Here is a 22,040-nt window from a genome sequence, read left to right as displayed (position 1 = left end):
CGGCCAGTACATCGCCCGTTCCCGCAACCGAGAGCCACGATGAAGCGCGCGGGCCACGACAACCTCGCCCCGGGCGCAGCGATCAGCGTGTCCGGCCCCTTCAGCACCACGACTGCGCCCGAAACCTCGGCCAGAGCCAGTGCACGATCCCGCCGCAGGCCTTTTCCCGAAAGCCCGAACGCCCGCTCCAGCGCCGCCATCTCGCCTTCGTGCGGGGTCAGCACACACGGCGCGCCCGAAAGCATCGCCGGTCGCAACAGAACCAGCGCATCAGCGTCCACGACCGTTGGCCGCCCCGCATGAAGCGCAGCGGCGAGCAAGCGCGACGCCCCATCAGACCGTCCAAGACCGGGGCCGACCAGCAGCGCCGAAGTCCGCGCGTCAGCCAGCAGGGCCGCGCTGTCGCTCGTCACAACCAGTTCGGGCGGCACTCCCGCTGGCGCCGACTGCGCCGCGAGCTTGACGTACCCGGCGCCTGTGCGCAGCGCTGCCGTCGCCGCCAGCATGGCTGCCCCCGGCATTTCTCCACCCACGATCCCGAGCATCCCGCGCCTGTACTTGTGCGCATCAGGCGCCGGCGACGCCAGCCGCAGCCGCTCCAGCACTCGCGCTGCACCAGGCACCTGCGCTACGCCGATGTCGACCAGCCTGGTTGCCCCCATCGCCGCACACGCGGGCATGGCAAAATGCGCATGCTTCCACGCCCCCAGGGCCACCGTCAGCGTCCAGTGCGGCAGCCCAGCGTTCAGCGCCACCCCGCTATCGCTCTCGATCCCGCTCGGCACATCAATGGCGATGCGATGGCGATGCAGCGCCGCGAGCCGTGCCAGCAGCGCCAGAAGGTCATCCGGCAAGGCCCGCGTCAGCCCGCTACCGAACAGGCAATCGACGAACACATCCCCCCGGTGACGCTATCTGCCGAAACGACCGCTCCCCGGTACAAGGCCCTGGCATTGCGCGCCGCAACCGTCGCCGGCTCGCGCGCCTGCACGACCTGCACTGCATTGCCATGTTCGCGAAGATATTCGGCGATGACCCAGCCATCGCCGCCGTTGTTGCCGGGTCCGCACAGCACGGTCACCGAACCACCGCCCGCGATCCGCCGCACCCAATCGCCCGCGCCGCGCCCGGCCAATTGCATCAGCGCGTCGACGCTCGTGCCCGCCGCAATTAGCGCCTCCTCGGCGGCGCGCATCTGCGCCACGGTGAGGACCTGCGAGAGCACGGCGTCACGGCTGCGGGGCATCATCCTTCATCCTTGCCGGAAAGCGGTAGCGGTCCCCCGCCACCGAAACTTCGAGCACGCCTTCGGAGGACCACTGCGCGGTCGCTTCATCGGCGCCATCGGCCGATACCACGCCGCGCCCGTCGTCCACCATCTCGAACCGGCGAAAGCCCCCGGCCTTGTGCCGAACCGTCAGGAAGCGCTTCTCGCCAACCCGCGAATCCTCGACGAAGCATTCCGGCAGAAACTTCGCCGCGCCGCCCACCGCGCAATCGATCACGCGGCCCTTGGGCGTCTCCTCGGCTTTGGAGCAAGCCGCCAGCGCCGCGCAAATCAACAGCGCTGGCAGCGTCCGGCGCATCAATCGATGCCCAGCTGCTTGAGATCGCGCACCGCGCCGCGCGCCGCGCTCGTCGTCATCGCGGCGTAGGCTTTCAGCGCGGTCGAAATCTGGCGCGGCCGCTCCTGCGCCGGTTTCCAGCCCTTCGCGTCCTGGCCTGCGCGACGGTGCGAAAGCTCCTCGTCGCTCACCGCCAGATGGATCGTGCGATTGGGGATGTCGATCTCGATCACATCGCCGTTCTCGACCAGCCCGATCTCGCCACCCTCGGCCGCTTCGGGCGAAGCATGGCCGATCGAAAGGCCCGAGGTGCCGCCCGAAAAGCGCCCGTCGGTCAACAGCGCGCAAGCCGCGCCAAGGCCCTTCGACTTGAGGTAGCTGGTGGGATAGAGCATTTCCTGCATGCCCGGCCCGCCCTTCGGCCCTTCGTAGCGGATCACCACCACATCGCCCGCCACGACCTGCCCGGTCAGGATCGCCGTCACCGCCGCATCCTGGCTCTCATAGACCTTGGCGGGGCCTGCAAACTTGTGGATCTTCTCGTCCACGCCCGCCGTCTTCACGATGCAGCCATCGCGCGCGATATTGCCATAAAGCACCGCAAGGCCGCCGTCCTTGCTGAAGGCATGGTCCGCCGAACGTATCACGCCGCTTTCACGGTCTAGGTCCAGCTCGTCCCAGCGGCGGCTCTGGCTGAACGCCACCTGCGTCGGCACGCCACCGGGAGCTGCGCGGAAGAACTCCTGCACGCTCGGCGAAGTGGTGCGCTTGATGTCCCAGCGATCCAGCGCTTCGGCCAGCGTGCGGCTGTGCACGGTCGGCAAGTGCGTGTGGATCAGCCCTGCCCGGTCCAGTTCGCCAAGGATCGCATAGATGCCACCGGCGCGGTGCACGTCTTCCATATGCACGTCGTTCTTGGCCGGAGCGACCTTCGACAGGCACGGCACGCGGCGGCTCAGGCGGTCGATGTCCGACATGGTGAAGTTCACGCCCGCCTCGTGCGCGGCGGCCAGCAGGTGCAGCACCGTATTGGTCGATCCGCCCATCGCGATGTCGAGGCACACCGCGTTCTCAAAGGCATCGAAGCTGGCGATCGAGCGCGGCAGGACGCTGGCATCGTCCTCTTCGTAGTACCGCTTGCACAGGTCCACCGCGAGGCGCCCCGCTTCAAGGAACAGGCGCTTGCGGTCGGCATGGGTCGCCAGCGTCGAACCATTGCCCGGCAGCGACAGGCCCAGCGCCTCGGTCAGGCAGTTCATCGAGTTCGCCGTGAACATGCCAGAGCAGGAACCACAAGTCGGGCAAGCCGACCGCTCGACGGCAGCCACTTCCTCGTCGGTCATGGTATCGTCGGCTGCGGCCACCATCGCGTCGACCAGATCGAGCGCGTGTTCCTTGCCCTTGAGGATCACCTTGCCCGCTTCCATCGGCCCGCCCGAGACGAACACCACGGGAATGTTGATCCGCATCGCCGCCATCAGCATGCCCGGCGTGATCTTGTCGCAGTTCGAGATGCACACCATCGCATCGGCGCAGTGCGCGTTCACCATGTACTCGACGCTGTCGGCAATCAGGTCGCGGCTCGGCAGCGAATAGAGCATGCCGTCGTGGCCCATGGCGATGCCGTCATCGACCGCGATGGTATTGAATTCCTTGGCAACCCCGCCCGCGGCCTCGATCTCGCGCGCGACCATTTGCCCCAGGTCCTTGAGGTGGACGTGGCCCGGCACGAACTGCGTGAACGAGTTCACCACCGCGATGATCGGCTTGCCGAAATCCTCGTCCTTCATGCCGGTGGCGCGCCACAGTCCGCGCGCGCCCGCCATGTTGCGGCCATGGGTGGTGGTGCGTGAACGATAGGCGGGCATTGTGCGAACTCCGGACAGGGAATCAGTTTTTATGGGCGACTTGGGAGCGTTCCCTAGCCCACGGAATCGGCCGCTGTCGAAAGTATTAATTACAACTATGTCAGCCAAAAGTGGCGGAAAACCTAACTGATTGCGACCGCAACCTGATTGGCAATCCGCGCCAGCCGCTCGGCCCATTCAGCTTGGCCCTTAGCATCGCTGATCAGGTCTTGTCGCACCTCTATGCCCAGGTAGGGCCTTCCGTCCGCCTCGGCATGGCGGTTCATTGTCGCGTTCAGCAGCCTGCCCGAATAGGGCAGCTGATCCCCGACGCACAGCCCCTCGGCTTCCAGCAGCGGAATGGCAATCCGCGCGGCGCGGTCATCCTCGTTGTAGAGCACGCCGACATGCCATGGGCGCGGCTCGTCACTCGACGCCAGTTGCGGCGTGAAGCTGTGCAGCGACAGGATCAGCGCTTGCGGCACATCCGCCAGCAACCTCGCCAGCGCATCGTGATAGGGCCGGAAGAACCGCGCCAGCCGCGCCTCGTGGCCGGCATGATCGAGCGCATTGCCGGGGATCGCATGGCCATCGCTGGCAATCGGCACGACGGTCGGCAGATGCTCGTCGCGATTGAAATCGCAGACCAGACGGCTGACCCCGCCCTGAAACGTCGCGATTCCCGGCCGCTGCGCCATGAACGCGCCCACCTCTGCAACGCCGATGTCCACGGCGATATGCTGGTTCAACAGGTCCGCAGCGATGCCGAGCTCAATATCGTCCGGCACGTGGTTGGAAGCATGGTCCGAAACCACGAGGATGCCGCCGAAGCGCGGCTGACCGAGGATGGCGAAGGCCTCGCTCACCGCAACGCCCCTGCCAACGTCCACCACTCGGCTGGCATTGCCGCCTTGGCCGCATCGCGCAGTTCAGGCGTATCGTAGAGCGCAAAGCACGTCGCGCCCGATCCTGACATGCGCGTCAACCAAGCCCCCGTCCGCGCCAATGCCGCCAGCACATCACCAATTTCTGACACCAGCGTCAGCGCCGGAGCTTCCAGATCATTGCGGCCAGCAAGGGCCATTTGCCGAAGGTTCTCGCCCTCCATCGGCCCGCGATCAACGCCATCCCAGGCCTTGAACACCGGCCCGGTAGCCAGCGGAATACGCGGATTGACCAGCAGAACCGGCGTGCCCGCAAGATCGTTGGCAATCGGCTCCAGCTCGGTCCCGGTCCCGCGCCCGATACAGGTCACGCTTTCCACGCAAGCCGGCACGTCCGCCCCCAGCTTCGCCGCCCGCGCATGCCAGTCTTCCGGCAATCCATGGCTGTCCCGAACCATCCGGAAAATCGCCCCTGCATCCGCCGAACCACCGCCCAGCCCCGCCGCCACCGGCAGGTTTTTCTCCAGCGTGACCGCCCAGCCCGGACCGTGCGGCAGCGAATGCAGGGCCTTGGCGACGATATTGCCGAATGGATCGTCCAGTGCGCCACCAAACTCGCCCACCACGCGCAGCGAATCTGCCTGCGCAGACGAAGCGCTCAGCACATCGCCTGCATCGACGAAGGCAAACAGCGTCTCCAGCTCATGATACCCATCCTCCCTGCGCCGCCGCACGTGCAGCGCAAGGTTGATCTTGGCGTAAGCGGTCTGGCGAAGGGTCATAGCCCTCTCCCCTTGAGGGGAGAGGGTTGGGAGAGGGATTGCAGCGCTTCATACCCCTCTCAACTACGGCTAGGCGGACAAGCCGCCAAGCCTTCATATCTCTCCCCGAACGGGGAGAGAGCATTTGCGCCTCACATATTCGGATAGTTCGGCCCGCCGCCACCTTCCGGCGTGACCCACTCGATGTTCTGGGTCATGTCCTTGATGTCGCAGGTCTTGCAGTGGACGCAGTTCTGGGCGTTGATCTGCAGGCGCGGGTTGCCTTCCTCCACGCCGACGTACTCGTAGACGCCTGCCGGGCAGTAGCGCTGCTCGGGGCCTGCATAGAGCGGCAGGTTGATCCGCGTCGGCACCGTCGGGTCCTTCAGCACGAGGTGGCTCGGCTGGTCTTCCTCGTGGTTGGTGTACGAGAACGAAACGCTGGTCAGGCGGTCGAAGGTTATGACGCCATCGGGCTTGGGGTACGCAATCGGCTTGTAAAGATCGGCGCGCTGCGTCGCCTCGCTGTCGCGGTGGTGCTTCATCGGCTTCCAGATGCCAAAGCCGCCAATCGTACGCAGCCACATGTCCGCGCCCGCCAGCAGCGTGCCCAGCTCGCCGCCGAACTTGGCCACCAGCGGCTGCGCGTTCTGGACCTTCTTCAGCTCCTTGGCGATCCAGCTTTCGCGGACGGCACTGTCGTATTCGACCATGTCGTCCTTCTCGCGGCCCGCGGCCATTGCCGCCGCGATGGACTCCGCCGCCAGCATCCCGCTCTTCATCGCGGTGTGGCTGCCCTTGATGCGCGGGACGTTCACAAAGCCGGCCGAGCAACCGATCAGCGCACCACCGGGGAACGACAGGCGCGGCACCGACTGCCATCCGCCCTCGTTGATGGCACGCGCGCCGTACGACACGCGGCGGCCGCCCTCGAGGATCGCGCGGATTTCCGGGTGCTGCTTCCAGCGCTGGAATTCCTCGAACGGATACACATAGGGGTTGGCGTAATCGAGCGCGGTGACGAAACCCAATGCCACCTGGTTGTTCGCCTGGTGGTAGAGGAACCCGCCGCCCCACGAATTCGATTCCGAAAGCGGCCAGCCTTGCGTGTGGATCACGCGGCCCGGCACGTGCTTTTCGGGATCGATGTCCCACAGTTCCTTGATGCCGATGCCATAGACCTGCGGCTCGCAATCGCGCTCAAGGTCAAAATGCGCCTTGAGCCGCTTGGTCAGGTGTCCGCGCGCGCCCTCGGCAAAGAGCGTGTACTTGGCGTGGAGTTCCATGCCGGGCTGGTAGTCGGGCTTCTTCTCGCCATCCTTGCCAATGCCCATGTCGCCGGTGGCGACGCCCATCACCGCGCCGTTCTCGTCGAACAGGATCTCCGCCGCCGGGAAGCCGGGGAAGATCTCGACGCCCAGTTCCATTGCCTGTTCGGACAACCAGCGGCACAGGTTGCCAAGCGAGCCGGTATAGTTGCCATCGTTCGACATGAACGGAGGCATCGGCCAATGCGGGATAGACATCTTGCCGGTCTTCGACAGCACCCAGTGCCAATTGTCGGTCACCGGCACTTCGGCCATCGGGCAGCCCTGTTCGCGCCATTCCGGCAGCAGTTCATCAAGCGCCTTCGGGTCCACCACCGCACCCGAAAGGATGTGCGCGCCGATCTCCGAACCCTTTTCCAGGATGCAGACCGAGATATCCGGGTTCACCTGCTTCAGCCGTATCGAGGCAGCCAGGCCCGCAGGTCCCCCGCCAACGATGACGACGTCATACGGCATCGATTCCCGTTCGCTCATGCCTCGATATCTCCCGACTGCTGCTAAACGCACGATTGAATTTCGAATGTGCCTTGAAAGAGGGCACTGGCAAGGTCAAGACCGCAAATTGGACTGGAAGGAAAGACAGGTTGCCCGATACCGCTAACGCGAATAGCCACGATTGGGATGCTGCCGTTACGGCGGCGCTCGACTGGTGGCGCGATGCGGGCGTAGACCATGCCTTCGTCGATGATCCGCAGGACTGGCTGGCCGAAGCGCGCAAGCCCAGGGAAGCCGCGCCACCTGCCCCGATGAAGCCGCTGCGCGAACTCGCGGCAGAGCGCGATGATTCGCCCAAGGTCGCCAAGGTCAGTGCCAAGTCCGATTGGCCGCAGACGCTCGAAACCTTCGCGCCATGGTGGCTTGCCGAACCTGCGCTCGCCCCGGCGGGGCTCAAGCGCCTGCCTCCGGTCGGTGCGCAAGGCGCGGACTTGATGATCCTCGTGCCGATGCCCTCGGCCGACGATGGCGACGCATTGCTCTCGGGCCGCGCAGGGCGGCTGCTCGATGCCATGCTCGCCGCAATGAGCATTGCCCGCGAACAGACCTACCTCGCCTCGGCCCTTCCCGCACATGTCCCAATGGCCGATTGGCAAGTCCACAAGGAGTCCGGCCTTGGCGACGTCCTGCTCCACCACATCGCGCTGGCGGCTCCCAAGCGGCTGCTGATACTCGGCGCATCGGGCATTTCGGCGCTTCTCGGCCACGACCCGCCGAATTTGGCTCAAAGTTTACGGGCAATTAATCAAGAAGGGCCACCACTCCCTGCGCTGCCGGCGTGGGATCTCGAAGCCATGCTGCAGCGCCCTGCCCTCAAGGCAGGTCTGTGGAGCCGCTGGCTCGAATGGACGGGGACTGAAACGATTTGAAGCTGGCTCGCGCCAAGACGTTCACGCTGCTCGCGCTCGCGACCTCGTCGCTTGGGCTTTCCGCTGTCCCGGCTCACGCCAACAGCGCAGCGGTCGACTATTTCCGTGGCCGCGCCGATCGCACCGCCGTCCCCTCGCTGTTGAGCGCTGACGACCGCTCCTACTATAAGAGCCTGTTCTCCGCGATCGAGCGGGAGGATTGGACGCAAGTCCAGACCCTGTTCGCCCAGCGCACGGACGGACCGCTGCACACCGTCGCCCGCGCGCAGTACATGCTCGCCGCTACCTCGCCCAAGGCAGAGCTCGCGCCGATCACCGAAGTGCTGACCAAGGCACCCGACCTGCCCTGGGCCGAGCAGCTTGGCCGCCTTGCCCTCAAGCGCGGAGCGACCGAACTGCCTGCCCTGCCCGCAGCGCAGCGCCTCGTCAGCCTACCCAACGTCTCGAAGCGCATCAAGCCGCGCCCGATCGATGACGGGACGATGCCGGCCGGTGTCGCCGCTGCCATTCAGGACCGCATCAAGTTTGACGATCCGGTCGGTGCGCGCGTGCTGCTCGATGGCGTTGACGCCACGCTCTCTCCCGCTGCCCGCGCCGAATGGCGCCAGAAGGTCGGCTGGGCCTTCTATATCGAGAACGACGACGCCACCGCGCGCGCCCTCTCGCTGACGGCCGCCGAAGGCTCGGGTCCTTGGATTTCCGAAGCCTACTGGACCGCAGGTCTTGCCAGCTGGCGTCTCGGCGATTGCCTTGCTGCCGCCGATTCGTTCGAGAAAACCGCAGGCTCCGCCCAGAACGACGAGCTGGCCTCGGCCGCGCATTATTGGGCCAGCCGCGCCTGGCTGCGCTGCCGCAAGCCGGAGAAGGTCTCGGCCTCGCTGCGCAACGCCGCCCGTTTCCGCGAAACGCTTTACGGGATGATGGCGTCCGAAGCACTGGGCATGCGCGAAAGCACGCCGCCGGTGGCTCCGGACTTCTCGCAGAATGATTGGCAGCAGCTGCGCGACGTCCCCAACATCCGCACCGCCGTCCAGCTGGCCGAGATCGGCGAAGACGGCCTCGCCGACGAAATCCTGCGTCACCAGGCCCGCATCGGTGCGCCCGGGCAATACGCCCCGCTCTCGCGCCTCGCCCGCGACCTTGGCCTTCCCTCCACCCAGCTGTGGATGGCCTACAATGCTCCGGCTGGCGCCCGGCCCGATGAATCCGCGCGCTTCCCTGCGCCGAAATGGACACCGGCCACGGGCTGGAAGGTCGATCCGGCGCTGCTCTTCGCGCACTCGCTGCAGGAATCGAACTTCCGCACCGCCGTCACCAGCCCGGCCGGGGCCAAGGGTCTGATGCAGGTCCGCCCCGGCACGGCCAAGGACATGGCCCGCGTAGAGCCGGCAATGGCCGGGCGCGATCGCCAGCTCGATCTGCCTGACGTCAACCTTGCCTTCGGCCAGCAGTACCTCCAGCAGTTGCGCGATTCCGATGCGACGCAGGGCCTCCTGCCCAAGGTCATGGCCGCCTACAATGCCGGCCCCCTGCCGATCAGCCGCTGGAACACGGAAATCCGCGGCGGCAGCGATCCCCTGCTGTGGATGGAATCGATCCCCTACTGGGAAACGCGCGGCTACGTCTCGATCGTCATGCGCAATTACTGGATGTACGAAAAGCAGGCGGGCGGCCCGTCCGAAAGCCGCATGGGGCTCGTCCAGGGCATGTGGCCAAAGTTCCCGGGCCTGTCCGGCGCAGAAAACATAAGGATAGCATCGCGTGGCAATTGATACTTCGCGCGAATTCAAGCCGATCAACATTGCCCTGCTGACTGTTTCCGACACGCGCGGCCCGGCCGAGGACACCTCGGGCGATATCCTCGCCGAACGCATCAAGGCCAAGGGCCACAAGCTCGCCGCCCGCGCCATGGAAAAGGACGATGCCGACCGCATCGCCAGCCGCCTCAACAACTGGATCGACGACCGCTCGGTCGATGCAGTCGTCATCACCGGCGGCACCGGCCTCACCGGCCGCGACGTCACCCCGAAGCGCTTGATCGCGTGAAGACCCGCGACATCCCGGGCTTTGGCGAGCTGTTCCGCTGGCTTTCCTACAAGACCATCGGCACCAGCACGATCCAGTCCCGCGCCTGCGCCGTGGTTGCGCGCGGCACTTACATCTTTGCTCTGCCCGGCTCGAACGGCGCGGTGAAGGATGGCTGGGACGGCATTCTCGACGAACAGCTCGACAGCCGCAACCGCCCCTGCAACTTTGTCGAACTTATGCCGAGGCTCCTGGAAAAGTAAGTCTTTCCAAGCGCTATTGCATTTACGTTCCACTTATGTTCCAATCCTGCCATGGCAGTCCATGGCAGAGGCGCACAATCCGCAAATGTCCCGACACGCTTCGGCCTCGCCACGCGCGAGGTTGACGGCGACTGGCTCGACGCGCGCGAGGATATCGACGGTCCCGGTCCCAAGCTGCGCACGACGGTCACCGAAGAACATTCCCGCTCGATCCTCACCTTCAACCGCTCGCCCGACATCCCCTTTGATCGTTCGGTAAACGCCTACAGGGGGTGCGAGCATGGCTGCGTGTACTGCTACGCTCGGCCCACCCACGCCTGGCACGATCTCTCGCCCGGCCTCGATTTCGAAACGAAGCTCTTTGCCAAACCCGATGCGGCAAAGCTGCTGCGTGAAACCCTGGCCAAGCCCGGCTACATGCCCGCTCCCATTGCCATGGGCACAAATACCGATCCCTACCAGCCGATCGAAAGCCGTTACCGCATCACCCGCCAGGTGCTCGAACTCTGCCTCGAATTGCGCCACCCGGTCACCATCACCACAAAGTCCGCGCGCGTACTGGATGATCTGGACCTGCTGGCCGAACTCGCCCGCAGCAATCTGACCGCGGTCGGCATCTCGGTCACCAGCCTCGACCCGCGCCTGTCCGGCCTTCTCGAACCGCGTGCAAGCAGTCCTGCCAAGCGATTGGAAGCCCTTGGAAAGCTTGTTGCCGCCGGCATCCCCACCCATGTTTCGGTCGCCCCGGTCATTCCGTCGATCACCGACCAGTTCATGGAAGGCATCCTTGAGGCCTCCGCAGACCGTGGCGTGCGGTCGGCCAGTTGGATCATGCTGCGCCTTCCACACGAAGTCGCCCCGCTGTTCCGCGAATGGCTCGACACGCACTTCCCGGATCGCGCATCGAAAGTCATGGGGATCGTCCAGTCGGTTCGCGGCGGCAAGGACAACGACGCGCAGTTCTTCACCCGCATGAAGCCGAATGGCATCTGGGCCGACCTCATCCGCACCCGCTTCCGCGTCGCCTGTCGCAAGCACGGCATCGGCAAGGCCCACATCGATCTCGACTGCGCGCAGTTCAGAAAGCCCAGCCCCAACGGCCAACTCGATCTGTTCTCACCTTGACCCCGCGTCAGAATCCCCCGCCGCCCCGGGCTTGACCCGGGCCTGGGCATTTTTTTCTGTTTCACGCAGAGGCGCAGAGAAGAAAAGGGACGCGGAGAAGCCGCCTCCAGACCTTTCTTCTTCTCTGCGCGCTCCGCTCCCCGCGTCTCTGCGCGAAACCCCTTTCTCCCTTTCCCTCCGCGTCTCCCTTTTCTTCTCCGCGTCTCCGCGTGAACCAACTCAAGCCACCTTGACAAAACGAACCATATAGGTTATACGCCCCGCCCACAGGTCAGGAGAGGGCACAAGGCCAACCCGCTCCTCTCCCTTCGGACGCCGATGCTCAGAGCAATTTGGGGCAAAGGCTTCCGGCGCGATCGGTGCGGCAGGTGCGCGTGGGTTCAACGAGGGGCGTAAAGCCCAAGACCCACCGGGCAAACCTTCGTCGTTACCCAAGGACAGACAGGACAACCCAGGGCTGATAGCACGGCGCCGAACCCTGAGCGACGCTGCGGATGCGGAACCCGCCATGACTTGCGTGACAATGTCTGCGCAAACGACAGGTTCTTTTCACGCAGCCGCTTGCCAGAAGCCAAGGCAGCCCGCGAGCCGCTGCCAACGCTTCGTCCTCTCACCTATGTCCGACCATCAGGCTGAGCCGATCAGGGGTTCGGAACCGCCCCCGGCCACTCGCAACCGGTCCCGCGCCCTCCCCGCTGCGTGCCGCAACGACACCGCACCGGTCGCGCGATCTGTCAGCTTCCCCTCGGCGTTACCGTCCGCACTCGCCAGCGGATGCTTTTTTGCATCGAGCGTGGAATGGTTCACGCAGAGACGCAGAGGAAGAAAGGGAGACGCAGAGCTCTTGGGAAGGCGCCTGCGGCGCAGCCGCCTCCAACTTTCTTCTCTTCCCCGCGTCTCCCCTTTCTTCTCCGCGTCTCTGCGTGAAACAGGAAAACGCTGGGCCAGCGAAAAACTAAGCTCCCCGAAACCGGATCAACCGGCTATCGGCCACCGCCGCGGTGCGATGCGGCAGGGCATCGCGCGCATAGACCTCGTCCTTCACCATCGCGAAGAACGCCCCGGCGTCGGGGTAGCCCATCACGAAAGCCTCGTCCCATTCGCCCTGCGGACCGGTAACGACGCATTCCATCGGCGCATGCCAGACCATCGCTGCGCCTGAATCCTTGACCAGCGCCTGGAACGCCTGCTTGTAGATCGCGTAAGCCTCGCGCCCGGTCAGGCCCTTGCCGTGATTGGGGTGGCCCTCGGGATACTCGGCCAGATCGCGATACTTGATCAGGTTGAGCATGTGCAGCGGGGTATCGCGCGGCAGGGACTTGAAGACCTCGAAGTTCTCCCGGCTCGGATCGATATAGGTTTCGGCCACGCTCAAGCCACCTTGTCCCAGGCGAAGTCCCTGAACTGCTCGCGCAGGTCCTTCTTGCTGATCTTGCCGGTGCCGGTATGCGGGATCTCGTCCACGAACACCACCGCGTCGGGCACCCACCACTTCGCCACGACGCCGCCCAGGAAGCTGCGGATCTCCTCCTGGTTGCACTCCATCCCGGGCTTCTTCACCACGACGAGCAAGGGCCGCTCGTCCCACTTGGGATGATAGACCCCGATCGCCGCGGCTTCGCCCACCGCAGGATAGCCGATTGCCGCGTTCTCCAGCTCAACCGAGCTGATCCACTCGCCGCCAGACTTGATCACGTCCTTGGTGCGGTCGGTCAGTTGCAAGGTGCCGTCGGCATGGATCACGCCAACATCGCCCGTATCGAACCACTGCCCGGCGACGACCGCATCCTTCTCCGCCTTGAAATAGCGCTTGACGATCCAAGGCCCGCGCACCTGCAACGCCCCCGCCGTCACGCCGTCGCGCGGCAGGACCTTCTCGGGATCATCGAGATCGACGCAGCGGATTTCCACCCCGAACGGCGGCCGCCCCTGCATCGCCTTGACCGTCACCTGCTCGTCGAACGAAAGCTCGTCCCAGTTCCAGGTCTCGGCGCCGGTCGTGCCGATCGGCGAAGTTTCGGTCATGCCCCAGGCATGGGCGACCCTCCGCCCGGCGCGCATGAACCGCTCGATCATCGCGCGTGGCATGGCAGAGCCACCGGTGACGATGGTCTGCAGGCTCGGCGGAATCTCGCCGCCGTTGTGTGCATCGACATGCTGCAACAGCGCCAGCCACACCGTCGGCACGCCGGCCGAACAGGTCACCTTCTCGCGGTTCATCAACTCGCACAGCACCGCACCGTCGTTCACCGCCGAATAGACGAACTTCGCCCCTGCCGCCGCGCCCGCCCACGGCAAGCCCCAGCTTGCTGCATGGAACATCGGCACGATCGGCAGCATGACCGAACGACAGTCCATCCCGAACACCGGCGGACTGATCGCACTTAGGGCATGCAGCATCGTGGAGCGGTGTTCATAGAGCACGCCCTTGGGATTGCCGGTGGTGCCGCTGGTGTAGCAGAGCATGCACGGATCGCGCTCGTCACCGTCGTGCCATTCGGCATTGCCGTCCTCGCCCGAAATCCATTCCTCGAAGTGCAGTGCCGGTTCACTGCTGTCGAAGCAGATGTAGTGCTCGACCGTCGGCCAGCGCGGCTTCATCCGCTCGACGATGGGCGCCCATTGCCTGTCGAAGAGCATGACGCGGTCTTCGGCGTGATTGACGATGTATTCCAGCTGGTCGTCGAACAGCCGTGGGTTGAGCGTGTGGAGGATGCCGCCGACGCCGACCGCGCCGTACCACGAAACCAGATGCCGATGGTGGTTCATCGCCAGCGTCGCGATGCGGTCGCCCGGCTGCACGCCCAACTTGCGCAAGGCCTGGGTCATGCGCAGGGCATCGTGGCGAATGCCAGCCCAGTTGGTCCGCGTCTCGCTGCCATCGGCCCAGCGGCTGACGATCTCGCGGGCGCCGTGTTCGCGCGCGGCATGGTCGATCAGATGAGTGACCCGCAGCTTCCAGTCCTGCATTGCGCCAAGCTGCTGAGTCATATCTCTCTCCATCCGGTTCTTATTCGACCAGCCGCAAATGCCTTTCCGGTCTTGCGGTCAGGGCGACATTGGCGAGTCCTTCGATCGGAATCAATCGCTCGATTAAGTCGCTGTCCAGTTTAAAATCATTGCCGAGCCGGACGAGCGGCTCCTTGGGTCCGCCGGTTCGCAGCCGCGCCAGCACTTCACCAGTCCCGCCGGATCCACGGGCAGCAGCATCGCCAGTTCCGTGATGGCCTCAGGCTTGCTCACTTCCAGCTTGAGCATCATCCGCGACGAACTCGTCACCGATGCCAGCGGCCGCGCCCCGCGCACCGTCACGCGCGGCGGTTCGTCCGGATTGGGCCGGTCCAGTTCAACGTTGAGGAGCACGCAGGTGCCATCCTTCGCCCACTGCTGGAACGGCTCGACCAGGCTTTCCTCGAAGCACGAGGCCGAGAACAGCCCCGAACTATCGGAGAAGTCGGCCATGACGAAGTCCTTGCCCTTCTTCGTCTTGCGCTTCTGCACGTTCTCCACCAGCGCCGCCATCACCGCGCCGGAACGTCCACCCGGCTCGCCGCTGCTGGTCATCAGGCTGCCATAGGAGCGCGCCCCGTTGGCAGAGGCGACCGCGCGATATTCCTCCACCGGGTGCGCCGCGAAGTAGAACCCGAAGTTTTCCCGCTCCGCCGCCATCTGGTCGGCCCGGCTCCACGGCTTCGTCTCGGCAAGGCGCGTGGCGGGCGTGGCGTGGTCATCCCCGCCGAACAGACCGCCCTGCCCCGACGTGCGCGAGCGTGCCGCCTCGTCCGCCACCGCCATCAGCAATTCGGCATTGGCGATCACTTGCGCGCGGTTCGGTTCGAGGCAATCGAGCGCCCCGCCCGCCGCCAGCGCTTCCAGCTGCCGCCGGTTCATCGATCCTGCCGGAATGCGCCGGAACAGGTCGTCGAGCGAGGCATAAGGCCCGTTGGCCACGCGCTCTTCGACGATCTGCTCCATCGCCTTTTCGCCCACGTTCCGCAGGCCCGCCAGCGCATAGCGCACGGCAAAGCCGTCCTGCGTCCGCTCGACGGTGAACTCGGCCTCGGAATGGTTGATGTCGGGACCTGCCAGCGCCACGCCATTGCGGCGCATGTCGTCAACGAAGACCGAGAGCTTTTCCGACTGGTGCATGTCAAAGCACATCGACGCTGCATAGAACTCATGCGGATAATGCGTCTTCAGCCACGCCGTCTGATAGGCCAGCAGCGCATAGGCGGCAGCGTGGGACTTGTTGAAGCCATAGCCCGCAAACTTGTCGATCAAGTCGAACAGCTCGTTGGCCTTGGCCGCCGGGATGTCGGACACGGTCTTGCAGCCATCGACGAAGCGCTGGCGCTGCGCGTCCATCTCGGCCTGCACCTTCTTGCCCATCGCGCGGCGCAACAGGTCGGCGTCGCCCAGCGAATAGCCCGCCAGGATCTGCGCGGCCTGCATGACCTGTTCCTGATAGACGAAGATCCCGTAGGTCTCGGCGAGAATGCCCGCCAGCTTCTCGTGCGGGTACTCGATGCTTTCGAGGCCGTTCTTGCGCCGTCCGAACAGCGGGATATTGTCCATCGGGCCGGGACGATAGAGCGAGACGAGCGCGATGATGTCGCCGAAGTTGGTCGGCTTCACCGCCGCCAGCGTGCGCCGCATGCCTTCGGATTCCAGCTGGAACACGCCGACGGTATCGCCCGATTGCAGCAGCCTGTAGGTCTGCTCGTCATCCCAGGCGAGTGCCGAAAGGTCGATACTGATCCCGCGCTTGGCCATCAGGTCCACCGCCTTGCGCAGCACCGACAGCGTCTTGAGGCCGAGGAAGTCGAACTTCACGAGGCCTGCATCCTCGACATGCTTCATGTCGAACTGCGTGACCGGCATGTCCGAGCGCGGGTCACGATAGAGCGGCACCAGTTGCGCCAGCGGACGGTCGCCGATCACCACGCCCGCCGCATGGGTCGAACTGTTGCGGGGCAGGCCCTCAAGTTGCATGGCAAGGTCGATCAGCCGCTTGACCTCGGGATCGCGGTCATATTCGCGCTTGAGTTCGAGCACTCCGTTCAGGGCGCGCGGCAGCGGCCACGGATCGGTCGGATGGTTGGGCACCATCTTGCACAGGCGGTCGGTCTGGCCATAGCTCATCTGCAGGATGCGCCCGGTATCGCGCAGCACCGCGCGGGCTTTGAGCTTGCCGAAAGTGATGATCTGCGCAACGTGGTCCAGCCCGTACTTGCGCTGGACATAGCGGATCACCTCGCCACGCCGGGTTTCGCAGAAATCGATATCGAAGTCCGGCATCGAGACGCGCTCGGGATTGAGGAAGCGTTCGAACAGCAGGCCCAGCTTGATCGGATCGAGGTCGGTAATCGTCAGCGCCCAGGCGACCAGCGAGCCTGCGCCCGAGCCGCGCCCCGGCCCCACCGGAATGTCGTTCTCCTTGGCCCACTTGATGAAGTCGGCCACGATCAGGAAGTAGCCGCCAAAGCCCATGCGGTTGATGATCGCGATCTCGAATTCTAACCGCTTGCGGTAGTCGAGCACTTCCTCCCACACGCCCGCGACGTTGAGCTGCGGATAGTCGGCGGCTTCCGGCTCGGCATCAGGGCCAAGGCACAGCACGCGCTCCAGTTCGGCATGCGCGGTCTCAGGGTAGTACGGCTTCAGCCGCAGGACGAGGCCCTTGCGGCTGTCTTCGGCGCACATCCGCGCCTCGCCCTCCTGGTCACCGGCAAGGCTCGGAAGGATCGGCTTGCGCTTGGGCGGCATCACCGCGCAGCGCTGCGCCACGACGAGCGTGTTCGCCAAGGCCTCCGGCAGGTCCTTGAACAGCTCCTCCATCACCGGCGCGGGCTTGATCCACCATTCCTTGCTCGAACGCGGACGGTCGGCGCTGTCGACGTGGGTGGAGCTGGCGATGCACAGCATGGCATCGTGGGCATCGTAGAACCCACGCTCGGCAAAGCAGGCGGGATTGGTCGCCACCAGCGGCAGGTTGCGCGCATAGGCAAGATCGATCAGCGCCTCTTCGGACGCCTCCTCCACCGGCTCGTTCCGCCGCGCGATCTCGATATAGAGCCGCTCGGGGAACAGTTCCTGCAAGCGGTCGAGATAGGCCTCGGCGGCACTTTGCTGCTGCCCCGCGAGCAAACGCGCCAGTGCACCCTCGCCCGCTGCGGTCAGGCAGATCAGGCTGTCGGTATGGCCGACGAGGTCCGCCAGCACGACATGCGCCTCGAACTCCAGCGGCCGGTCAAGGTGCGCGCGGCTGACGAGATGGCACAGGTTGTCATAGCCGCGCGCGTCCTGCGCATAGAGCGCCAGCCAGTCGACCGTCGGCGCCGCAGGCCCGAACCCCGTCGCAGCCCCCTCGCGCTCGGGCCGGGCCACGGCGAGCATCGTGCCGATGACCGGCTGCACGCCCATGTCCTTGCACGCCTTGGCATAGGCAACGCTGCCGTAAAGCCCGTTGCGATCGGTAATCGCCGCCGCCGGAAACCCCCGCTCCGCCGCCGTCTTGGCAATCGCCTTGGGATCGATCGCCCCGTCGAGCATCGTGTAGGACGAGAAGATGCGTAAGGGTACGAAGGGGGCGTGGGGCATGCGCTCAAGGTAGGAAAAAGGCCGCGCTCTTGCGAGAGGCGCGGCCTGCTTTTTCCCCCGAACCGAATGCCGGTCTCAGAGCAGCTTCTCGATATCCTTGGCGATGCTCTCCGGCTTGTCTGTCGGCGCATAGCGGCGGACGACCTTGCCGTCGCGGCCGATCAGGAACTTGGTGAAGTTCCACTTGATCGCCTTGGAACCGAGCAGGCCCGGTGCTTCCTTCTTGAGCCAGTCGTAGAGCGGGTCGGCGTTGTCGCCGTTGACCTCGATCTTGGCCATCAGCGGGAAGCTCAGGCCGAAGTTGACCTTGCAGAAGCTCTCGATCTCGTCCGCCGTGCCCGGTTCCTGCCCGCCGAACTGGTTGCAGGGGAAGGCCAGCACTTCGAAGCCGCGGTCGCCATAGTCCTTCCACAGCTTCTCGAGGCCATCGTACTGCGGGGTGAAGCCGCACTTGGAGGCGGTGTTGACCACCAGCAGGACCTTGCCGAGCTTGTCGGCCAGGTCGATCATCTCGCCGTTGGGCTTCTTCGCCTTGAAGTCGGCGATGGTCGCAGGTCCGCTCATGCCAGTCCCTCCCTTGCCGCCAGCTCAAGAATCTCGCCGACGTTGAGCGATTTGCCGCCAGCAACGTCAATTACCAGCCGGGCGCGCTGCGAAGAATCCATCGCGGCCACTTCCGCTACCAGTTCGCGCAAGGGCGCCTTCTTGAGGACGCTGAAATTGTACTGCATTTCCGAGCCATGATCGTCGCGTTCGTGCAGCGTGGCTTCGGCATTCCAATCAAGACTGGACATGTATTCTCCCCTTGTCGTGCAAATGGTTCGCACGACAAGGGGAGCGGATCAACGGCAAATCAGGCGGGAAAGTCGATGCGGTGGGCCAAAGCCTGAATCTCGGCAGGCGAATACTGGCGGTCGCCGGATTTCTCGATAACCAGGTTCACCCGCTCGCTTTCGGACATGCGCGCGACCATGCGCACCATGTCGGCAAAGGTTCCGGCGTGCAGCGAGGCAAAGCCGTGGAACACGCCATCGGCGGCCTCCCGGCGCAGGACAACGGCGTGGTCATTCCAGAATGCAGCCGCATCTGCGGCTTCGGCGCGGATCGTGGTGTTCATGAGATACGATCTCCTTCTTCACGCCAAAAACGCGCGAAGGAGACGTTGTATCCCTATTCGAGCACGCCTTCGTGCAGGCGCACCACCCTGTCCATGCGCATGGCGAGACGCTCGTTGTGCGTGGCGATCAGCGCTGCGCTGCCCTCGCCCCGCACCAGCTTGAGGAACTCCTCCAGCACGCGATCGGCGGTAGCCTCGTCAAGGTTGCCGGTCGGCTCGTCGGCCAGCACCATTTCCGGCCGGTTGGCCAGCGCACGCGCCACGGCAACGCGCTGCTGCTCGCCGCCTGAAAGCTGGCTGGGCCGGTGATCGAGACGCTTGGCAAGACCCAAGGCCGTGAGCAGTTCGGTTGCGCGGGTTTCGGCTTCGGCGCGGGTCCTGCCCGCCACCATCTGCGGAAGGACCACGTTCTCGGTGGCGTTGAAATCGGGCAGCAAGTGGTGGAACTGGTAGACGAAGCCAAGGTGATCACGGCGCAGCGCCGTGCGGTCATCGCCTGAAAGCTGCGAGGCATTGGTGCCCGCAATCTCGATCAGCCCGGAAAACCCACCTTCCAGCAGTCCGATCGCCTGCAGCATCGTCGACTTGCCCGAGCCAGAAGGCCCCAGCAGCGCGACGATCTCGCCGGGGCGGATATCGAGGTTCACCCCGCGCAGGACGTCGATGGTCACGCCGCCCTGGCTGAACGAACGGCGCAGATCCTTCAATCTGACGACTGGATCACTCATAACGCAGCACCTGAACCGGGTCCGTGCTGGCAGCCTTCAGCGCGGGATAAAGCGTGGCAAGGAACGAGAACAGCAGCGCCATCAAAGAGATCGTGGCGATCTCGACCGGGTCGGACCGGCTGGGCAGTTCCGTCAGAAAGCGGATCGACGGGTCCCACAGGTTCTGCCCGGTGAGCCACTGGATCGCATTCACGATCGGCTGGCGGAAGAACAGGAACACGAAGCCCAGCAGAAGTCCGGAAACGGTGCCCAGCGCCCCGATCACGAAGCCGATCGTCACGAAGATCTTGAGCAGGCTCTTCCGCGTCGCGCCCATCGTCCGCAGGATCGCGATGTCGCGGGTCTTGGCGCGCACCAGCATGATCAGCGACGAGAGGATGTTGAACACCGCCACCAGCACGATGATCGACAGCACGATGAACATCGCCACGCGCTCCACCGCCAGCGCCTCGAACAGGCTGGCGTTGATCGTCTTCCAGTCGGTGACGACGGCAATGCCATCGAGGCTCTTGGCAACGGGAGCCAAGGTCTGGGACACGGTGTCCGCGTTGGTCGTCGTCACCTCGATCATGCCGATGGAATCGCCGGTCAACAGCAGGGTCTGGGCATCGGCGATGGGCATGACGACATAGGCATTATCGTAGTCGTAGATGCCCACTTCGAAGATGGCGGATACGGTGTAGGCAATCTCGCGCGGGACCGTCCCGAACGGTGTAGAGCGCCCTTGCGGATTGATGATCGTGATGCTGTCGCCCACTCGCGCACCGAGGTTCTGGGCAAGGCGCGAGCCGATTGCGACATTGCCCGAACCTGGCCGCAGCGAGGCGATCACCCCGTCGACGCGCTTGTCCTCCAGCCGCTTGATGTCACCCGCAGTGTTGCCGCGAACGAGGATGGCCTCGACCCGGCCGTTGAAGCTGGCCAGCAGCGGCTGCTCGATCAGCGGCGAGGCGTGCGTCACGCCGGGCGTTGCCTCGACCTTCTTGAGAATGTCCTGCCAGTCATCGAGCCGCCCGCCATAGGCCTGGATGATCGCATGGCCGTTCAGCCCCACAATCTTGTCGAGCAATTCGGCGCGGAAGCCGTTCATCACGCTCATCACGATGACCAGCGCGGCTACGCCGAGCATCACCGCGACGAGGCTGATGCCGGCAACAAGCGCGATGAAAGCCTCACCCCGCCCCGGCAGCATGTAGCGCTTGGCGATGGTCCATTCGAATGGCGACAGGATCAAGCAGAAGTCCTCAGACAGGAATAGGCCGCCGGAATGCCGGAGACGGTTGCGGATGTAGGCTGGAGCGCGGCAAACGGCAATGTCTTCGGCAATCGGTATGCCCAAGCGCCTTTCAGAACACGCTGCTGGTCCGTTCCAGTTCGGCGATCCGCGTCTGCATCTCCTGCATCTCGATGATCCGGCGATGGCGCTCGCACGAGAGCGGGAGGGCCGCCAGAACGCTCACGCCGACGTAGAGCTGGAAGAACTGGATGCGATCGCCGAATTCGACGTCCATCCCGGCAATCGGGCCGTGCCCCAGGATCGTCATCGCGCCGCCCATCCCGATCAGGAGAAGGGGCATCAGCGTGGTAATCGCCGCCGGCGCCAATGCCGACGAGATCATCAGGAACACCAGCGGGAAGACCAGCAGCGCCCGCATGTCGAGGCTGAAGACCAGGCCGGTGAGTAGCAAGAAGGTCCCGAACACCAGCGTCGCCAATGGCAACTGCCGCGCCGATGGCAGGAAGCTCTGCCCGCGCCTGAGGCGGTGATAGATATAGTGGAACACCGGCAGACATGCGACCAGCCCCAGGGCGTGGCCGATGATCCAGTGCGTGAAGTTCTCGATCGGCGGCCGTCCCAGCCCCAGCCAGGTAACCAACGAAGCCATGCCCCCGGTTACCAGCGGTATGGTCAGGCCGATGCCGAGGTAGAACGAGGTCACCCATTCGAGGATGTCGTGCGGCCAGAAAGCCTCGGTAATGCGTCGCCAGACGAGCGCCACTGCCGCTGCCTCGGCGATGTTGATCAGCGCCAGGGGCACAGCGGATGTCCAGCCCAGCCCGAAGTAGCCGGTCGCAATAGCGCTTACGAGACCGCACGGTATGAGCCAGCGCGGCCAGAGCCTGACCGGCAGATGGATCAGCCGCCCAGCCAGCAAGGCACTGGCGATCCACACCATGGCAACCCCGCCCGTAAACCGGCCGAACGTCACCGCGCCAAAGGCCAGCGCGAAGTAGGCGATGGCTGTACTGACCGGACCAGCAAGGGAACGTGCGAGGCGCATGGGTCCGTAATTGCAGCATTCTGGTTAATTTTTTGCAGTGCGTCGCAGGCAATATCATCGAATCCCGCAATCAGCGCAGAACGACGCCGAGCAGGTACGACAGCGTCCCGGCGGTCACGAACAGCGCGACCAGAGCAAGCAGGATGATCCT

Annotated in this window: 17 protein-coding genes and 3 pseudogenes; 4 read left to right on the top strand and 16 right to left on the bottom strand. The window is 64.8% G+C overall.

Annotation, left to right across the window (positions count from 1 at the left end; all coding sequences use genetic code 11):
• Positions 1–119: 119 nt before the first annotated feature.
• The 7 genes and pseudogenes from C7W88_RS24760 to C7W88_RS11720 all read right to left on the bottom strand — a co-directional run.
• Positions 120–896, bottom strand: a pseudogene (locus C7W88_RS24760) (bifunctional ADP-dependent NAD(P)H-hydrate dehydratase/NAD(P)H-hydrate epimerase); the annotation flags it as partial.
• Positions 863–1,246 (bottom strand): NAD(P)H-hydrate epimerase, encoded by a 384-nt coding sequence (locus C7W88_RS24755; RefSeq protein ID WP_370073123.1) that lies wholly within the window; start codon positions 1,244–1,246, stop codon positions 863–865. The gene C7W88_RS24755 and the pseudogene C7W88_RS24760, both read right to left, overlap by 34 nt.
• Complete coding sequence (locus C7W88_RS11740) at positions 1,230–1,586, bottom strand: hypothetical protein (protein WP_118073668.1); 357 nt, start codon at positions 1,584–1,586, stop codon at positions 1,230–1,232. The genes C7W88_RS24755 and C7W88_RS11740 overlap by 17 nt, the downstream gene beginning before the upstream one ends.
• Positions 1,586–3,433, bottom strand: a complete 1,848-nt coding sequence (gene ilvD / locus C7W88_RS11735) for a dihydroxy-acid dehydratase (RefSeq protein ID WP_118073667.1) — start codon at positions 3,431–3,433, stop codon at positions 1,586–1,588. The genes C7W88_RS11740 and ilvD overlap by 1 nt, the downstream gene beginning before the upstream one ends.
• Positions 3,434–3,555: 122 nt before the next feature.
• Positions 3,556–4,278 (bottom strand): N-formylglutamate amidohydrolase, encoded by a 723-nt coding sequence (locus C7W88_RS11730; protein ID WP_118074740.1) that lies wholly within the window; start codon positions 4,276–4,278, stop codon positions 3,556–3,558.
• Entirely contained in the window at positions 4,275–5,078 is an 804-nt protein-coding gene (locus C7W88_RS11725) for a 4-(cytidine 5'-diphospho)-2-C-methyl-D-erythritol kinase (RefSeq protein WP_118073666.1), read from the bottom strand. Before C7W88_RS11725 ends, C7W88_RS11730 begins: the two co-directional genes overlap by 4 nt.
• Positions 5,079–5,209: 131 nt before the next feature.
• Positions 5,210–6,859, bottom strand: coding sequence for an electron transfer flavoprotein-ubiquinone oxidoreductase (locus C7W88_RS11720; RefSeq protein ID WP_118073665.1), 1,650 nt, complete (start codon positions 6,857–6,859; stop codon positions 5,210–5,212).
• Positions 6,860–6,969: 110 nt separating this feature from the next.
• Between C7W88_RS11720 and C7W88_RS11715 the strand changes: the two genes are divergently transcribed.
• The 4 genes and pseudogenes from C7W88_RS11715 (at position 6,970) to C7W88_RS11700 (ending at position 11,162) form a co-directional block, all read left to right on the top strand.
• The gene (locus C7W88_RS11715) at positions 6,970–7,749 is read left to right on the top strand and encodes a uracil-DNA glycosylase family protein (protein WP_118073664.1); all 780 of its coding nucleotides are present in this window, start codon (positions 6,970–6,972) and stop codon (positions 7,747–7,749) included.
• Positions 7,746–9,521 carry a lytic transglycosylase domain-containing protein gene (locus C7W88_RS11710; protein ID WP_118073663.1) on the top strand — a complete coding sequence of 592 codons (1,776 nt, stop codon included), beginning with the start codon at positions 7,746–7,748 and terminating at the stop codon, positions 9,519–9,521. Before C7W88_RS11715 ends, C7W88_RS11710 begins: the two co-directional genes overlap by 4 nt.
• Positions 9,511–10,037, top strand: a pseudogene (moaB, locus tag C7W88_RS11705) (molybdenum cofactor biosynthesis protein B). Before C7W88_RS11710 ends, moaB begins: the two are co-directional and overlap by 11 nt.
• Positions 10,038–10,088: 51 nt before the next feature.
• Entirely contained in the window at positions 10,089–11,162 is a 1,074-nt protein-coding gene (locus tag C7W88_RS11700; RefSeq protein WP_118073662.1) for a PA0069 family radical SAM protein, read from the top strand.
• Between the two features lie 955 nt (positions 11,163–12,117).
• Here C7W88_RS11700 and C7W88_RS11695 read toward each other — a convergent pair.
• From C7W88_RS11695 to C7W88_RS11655, 9 genes and pseudogenes are all read right to left on the bottom strand, one after another.
• Positions 12,118–12,531 carry a DUF1330 domain-containing protein gene (locus tag C7W88_RS11695; protein WP_162896013.1) on the bottom strand — a complete coding sequence of 138 codons (414 nt, stop codon included), beginning with the start codon at positions 12,529–12,531 and terminating at the stop codon, positions 12,118–12,120.
• Between the two features lie 2 nt (positions 12,532–12,533).
• The gene (locus tag C7W88_RS11690) at positions 12,534–14,153 is read right to left on the bottom strand and encodes a long-chain fatty acid--CoA ligase (protein WP_118073661.1); all 1,620 of its coding nucleotides are present in this window, start codon (positions 14,151–14,153) and stop codon (positions 12,534–12,536) included.
• Positions 14,154–14,172: 19 nt separating this feature from the next.
• A pseudogene (gene dnaE, locus C7W88_RS11685) lies at positions 14,173–17,762 on the bottom strand (DNA polymerase III subunit alpha).
• A gap of 75 nt (positions 17,763–17,837) precedes the next feature.
• Positions 17,838–18,326 (bottom strand): glutathione peroxidase, encoded by a 489-nt coding sequence (locus C7W88_RS11680; RefSeq protein ID WP_118073660.1) that lies wholly within the window; start codon positions 18,324–18,326, stop codon positions 17,838–17,840.
• Positions 18,323–18,556, bottom strand: a complete 234-nt coding sequence (locus C7W88_RS11675) for a hypothetical protein (RefSeq protein WP_118073659.1) — start codon at positions 18,554–18,556, stop codon at positions 18,323–18,325. The genes C7W88_RS11680 and C7W88_RS11675 overlap by 4 nt, the downstream gene beginning before the upstream one ends.
• Positions 18,557–18,615: 59 nt before the next feature.
• Entirely contained in the window at positions 18,616–18,879 is a 264-nt protein-coding gene (locus tag C7W88_RS11670; protein ID WP_118073658.1) for a hypothetical protein, read from the bottom strand.
• 53 nt (positions 18,880–18,932) lie between these two features.
• Positions 18,933–19,607, bottom strand: a complete 675-nt coding sequence (locus C7W88_RS11665) for an ABC transporter ATP-binding protein (RefSeq protein ID WP_118073657.1) — start codon at positions 19,605–19,607, stop codon at positions 18,933–18,935.
• Positions 19,600–20,841 carry a lipoprotein-releasing ABC transporter permease subunit gene (locus C7W88_RS11660; RefSeq protein ID WP_118074738.1) on the bottom strand — a complete coding sequence of 414 codons (1,242 nt, stop codon included), beginning with the start codon at positions 20,839–20,841 and terminating at the stop codon, positions 19,600–19,602. The genes C7W88_RS11665 and C7W88_RS11660 overlap by 8 nt, the downstream gene beginning before the upstream one ends.
• A 112-nt stretch (positions 20,842–20,953) precedes the next feature.
• The gene (locus C7W88_RS11655; protein WP_118073656.1) at positions 20,954–21,889 is read right to left on the bottom strand and encodes an MASE1 domain-containing protein; all 936 of its coding nucleotides are present in this window, start codon (positions 21,887–21,889) and stop codon (positions 20,954–20,956) included.
• Between the last annotated feature and the right edge of the window lie 151 nt (positions 21,890–22,040).

The organism is Novosphingobium sp. THN1, from assembly GCF_003454795.1.
Classification (GTDB): domain Bacteria; phylum Pseudomonadota; class Alphaproteobacteria; order Sphingomonadales; family Sphingomonadaceae; genus Novosphingobium.
The sequence above is the reverse complement of the archived record's forward strand: the minus strand, read 5'-3'. Positions and strand labels throughout refer to the sequence as shown.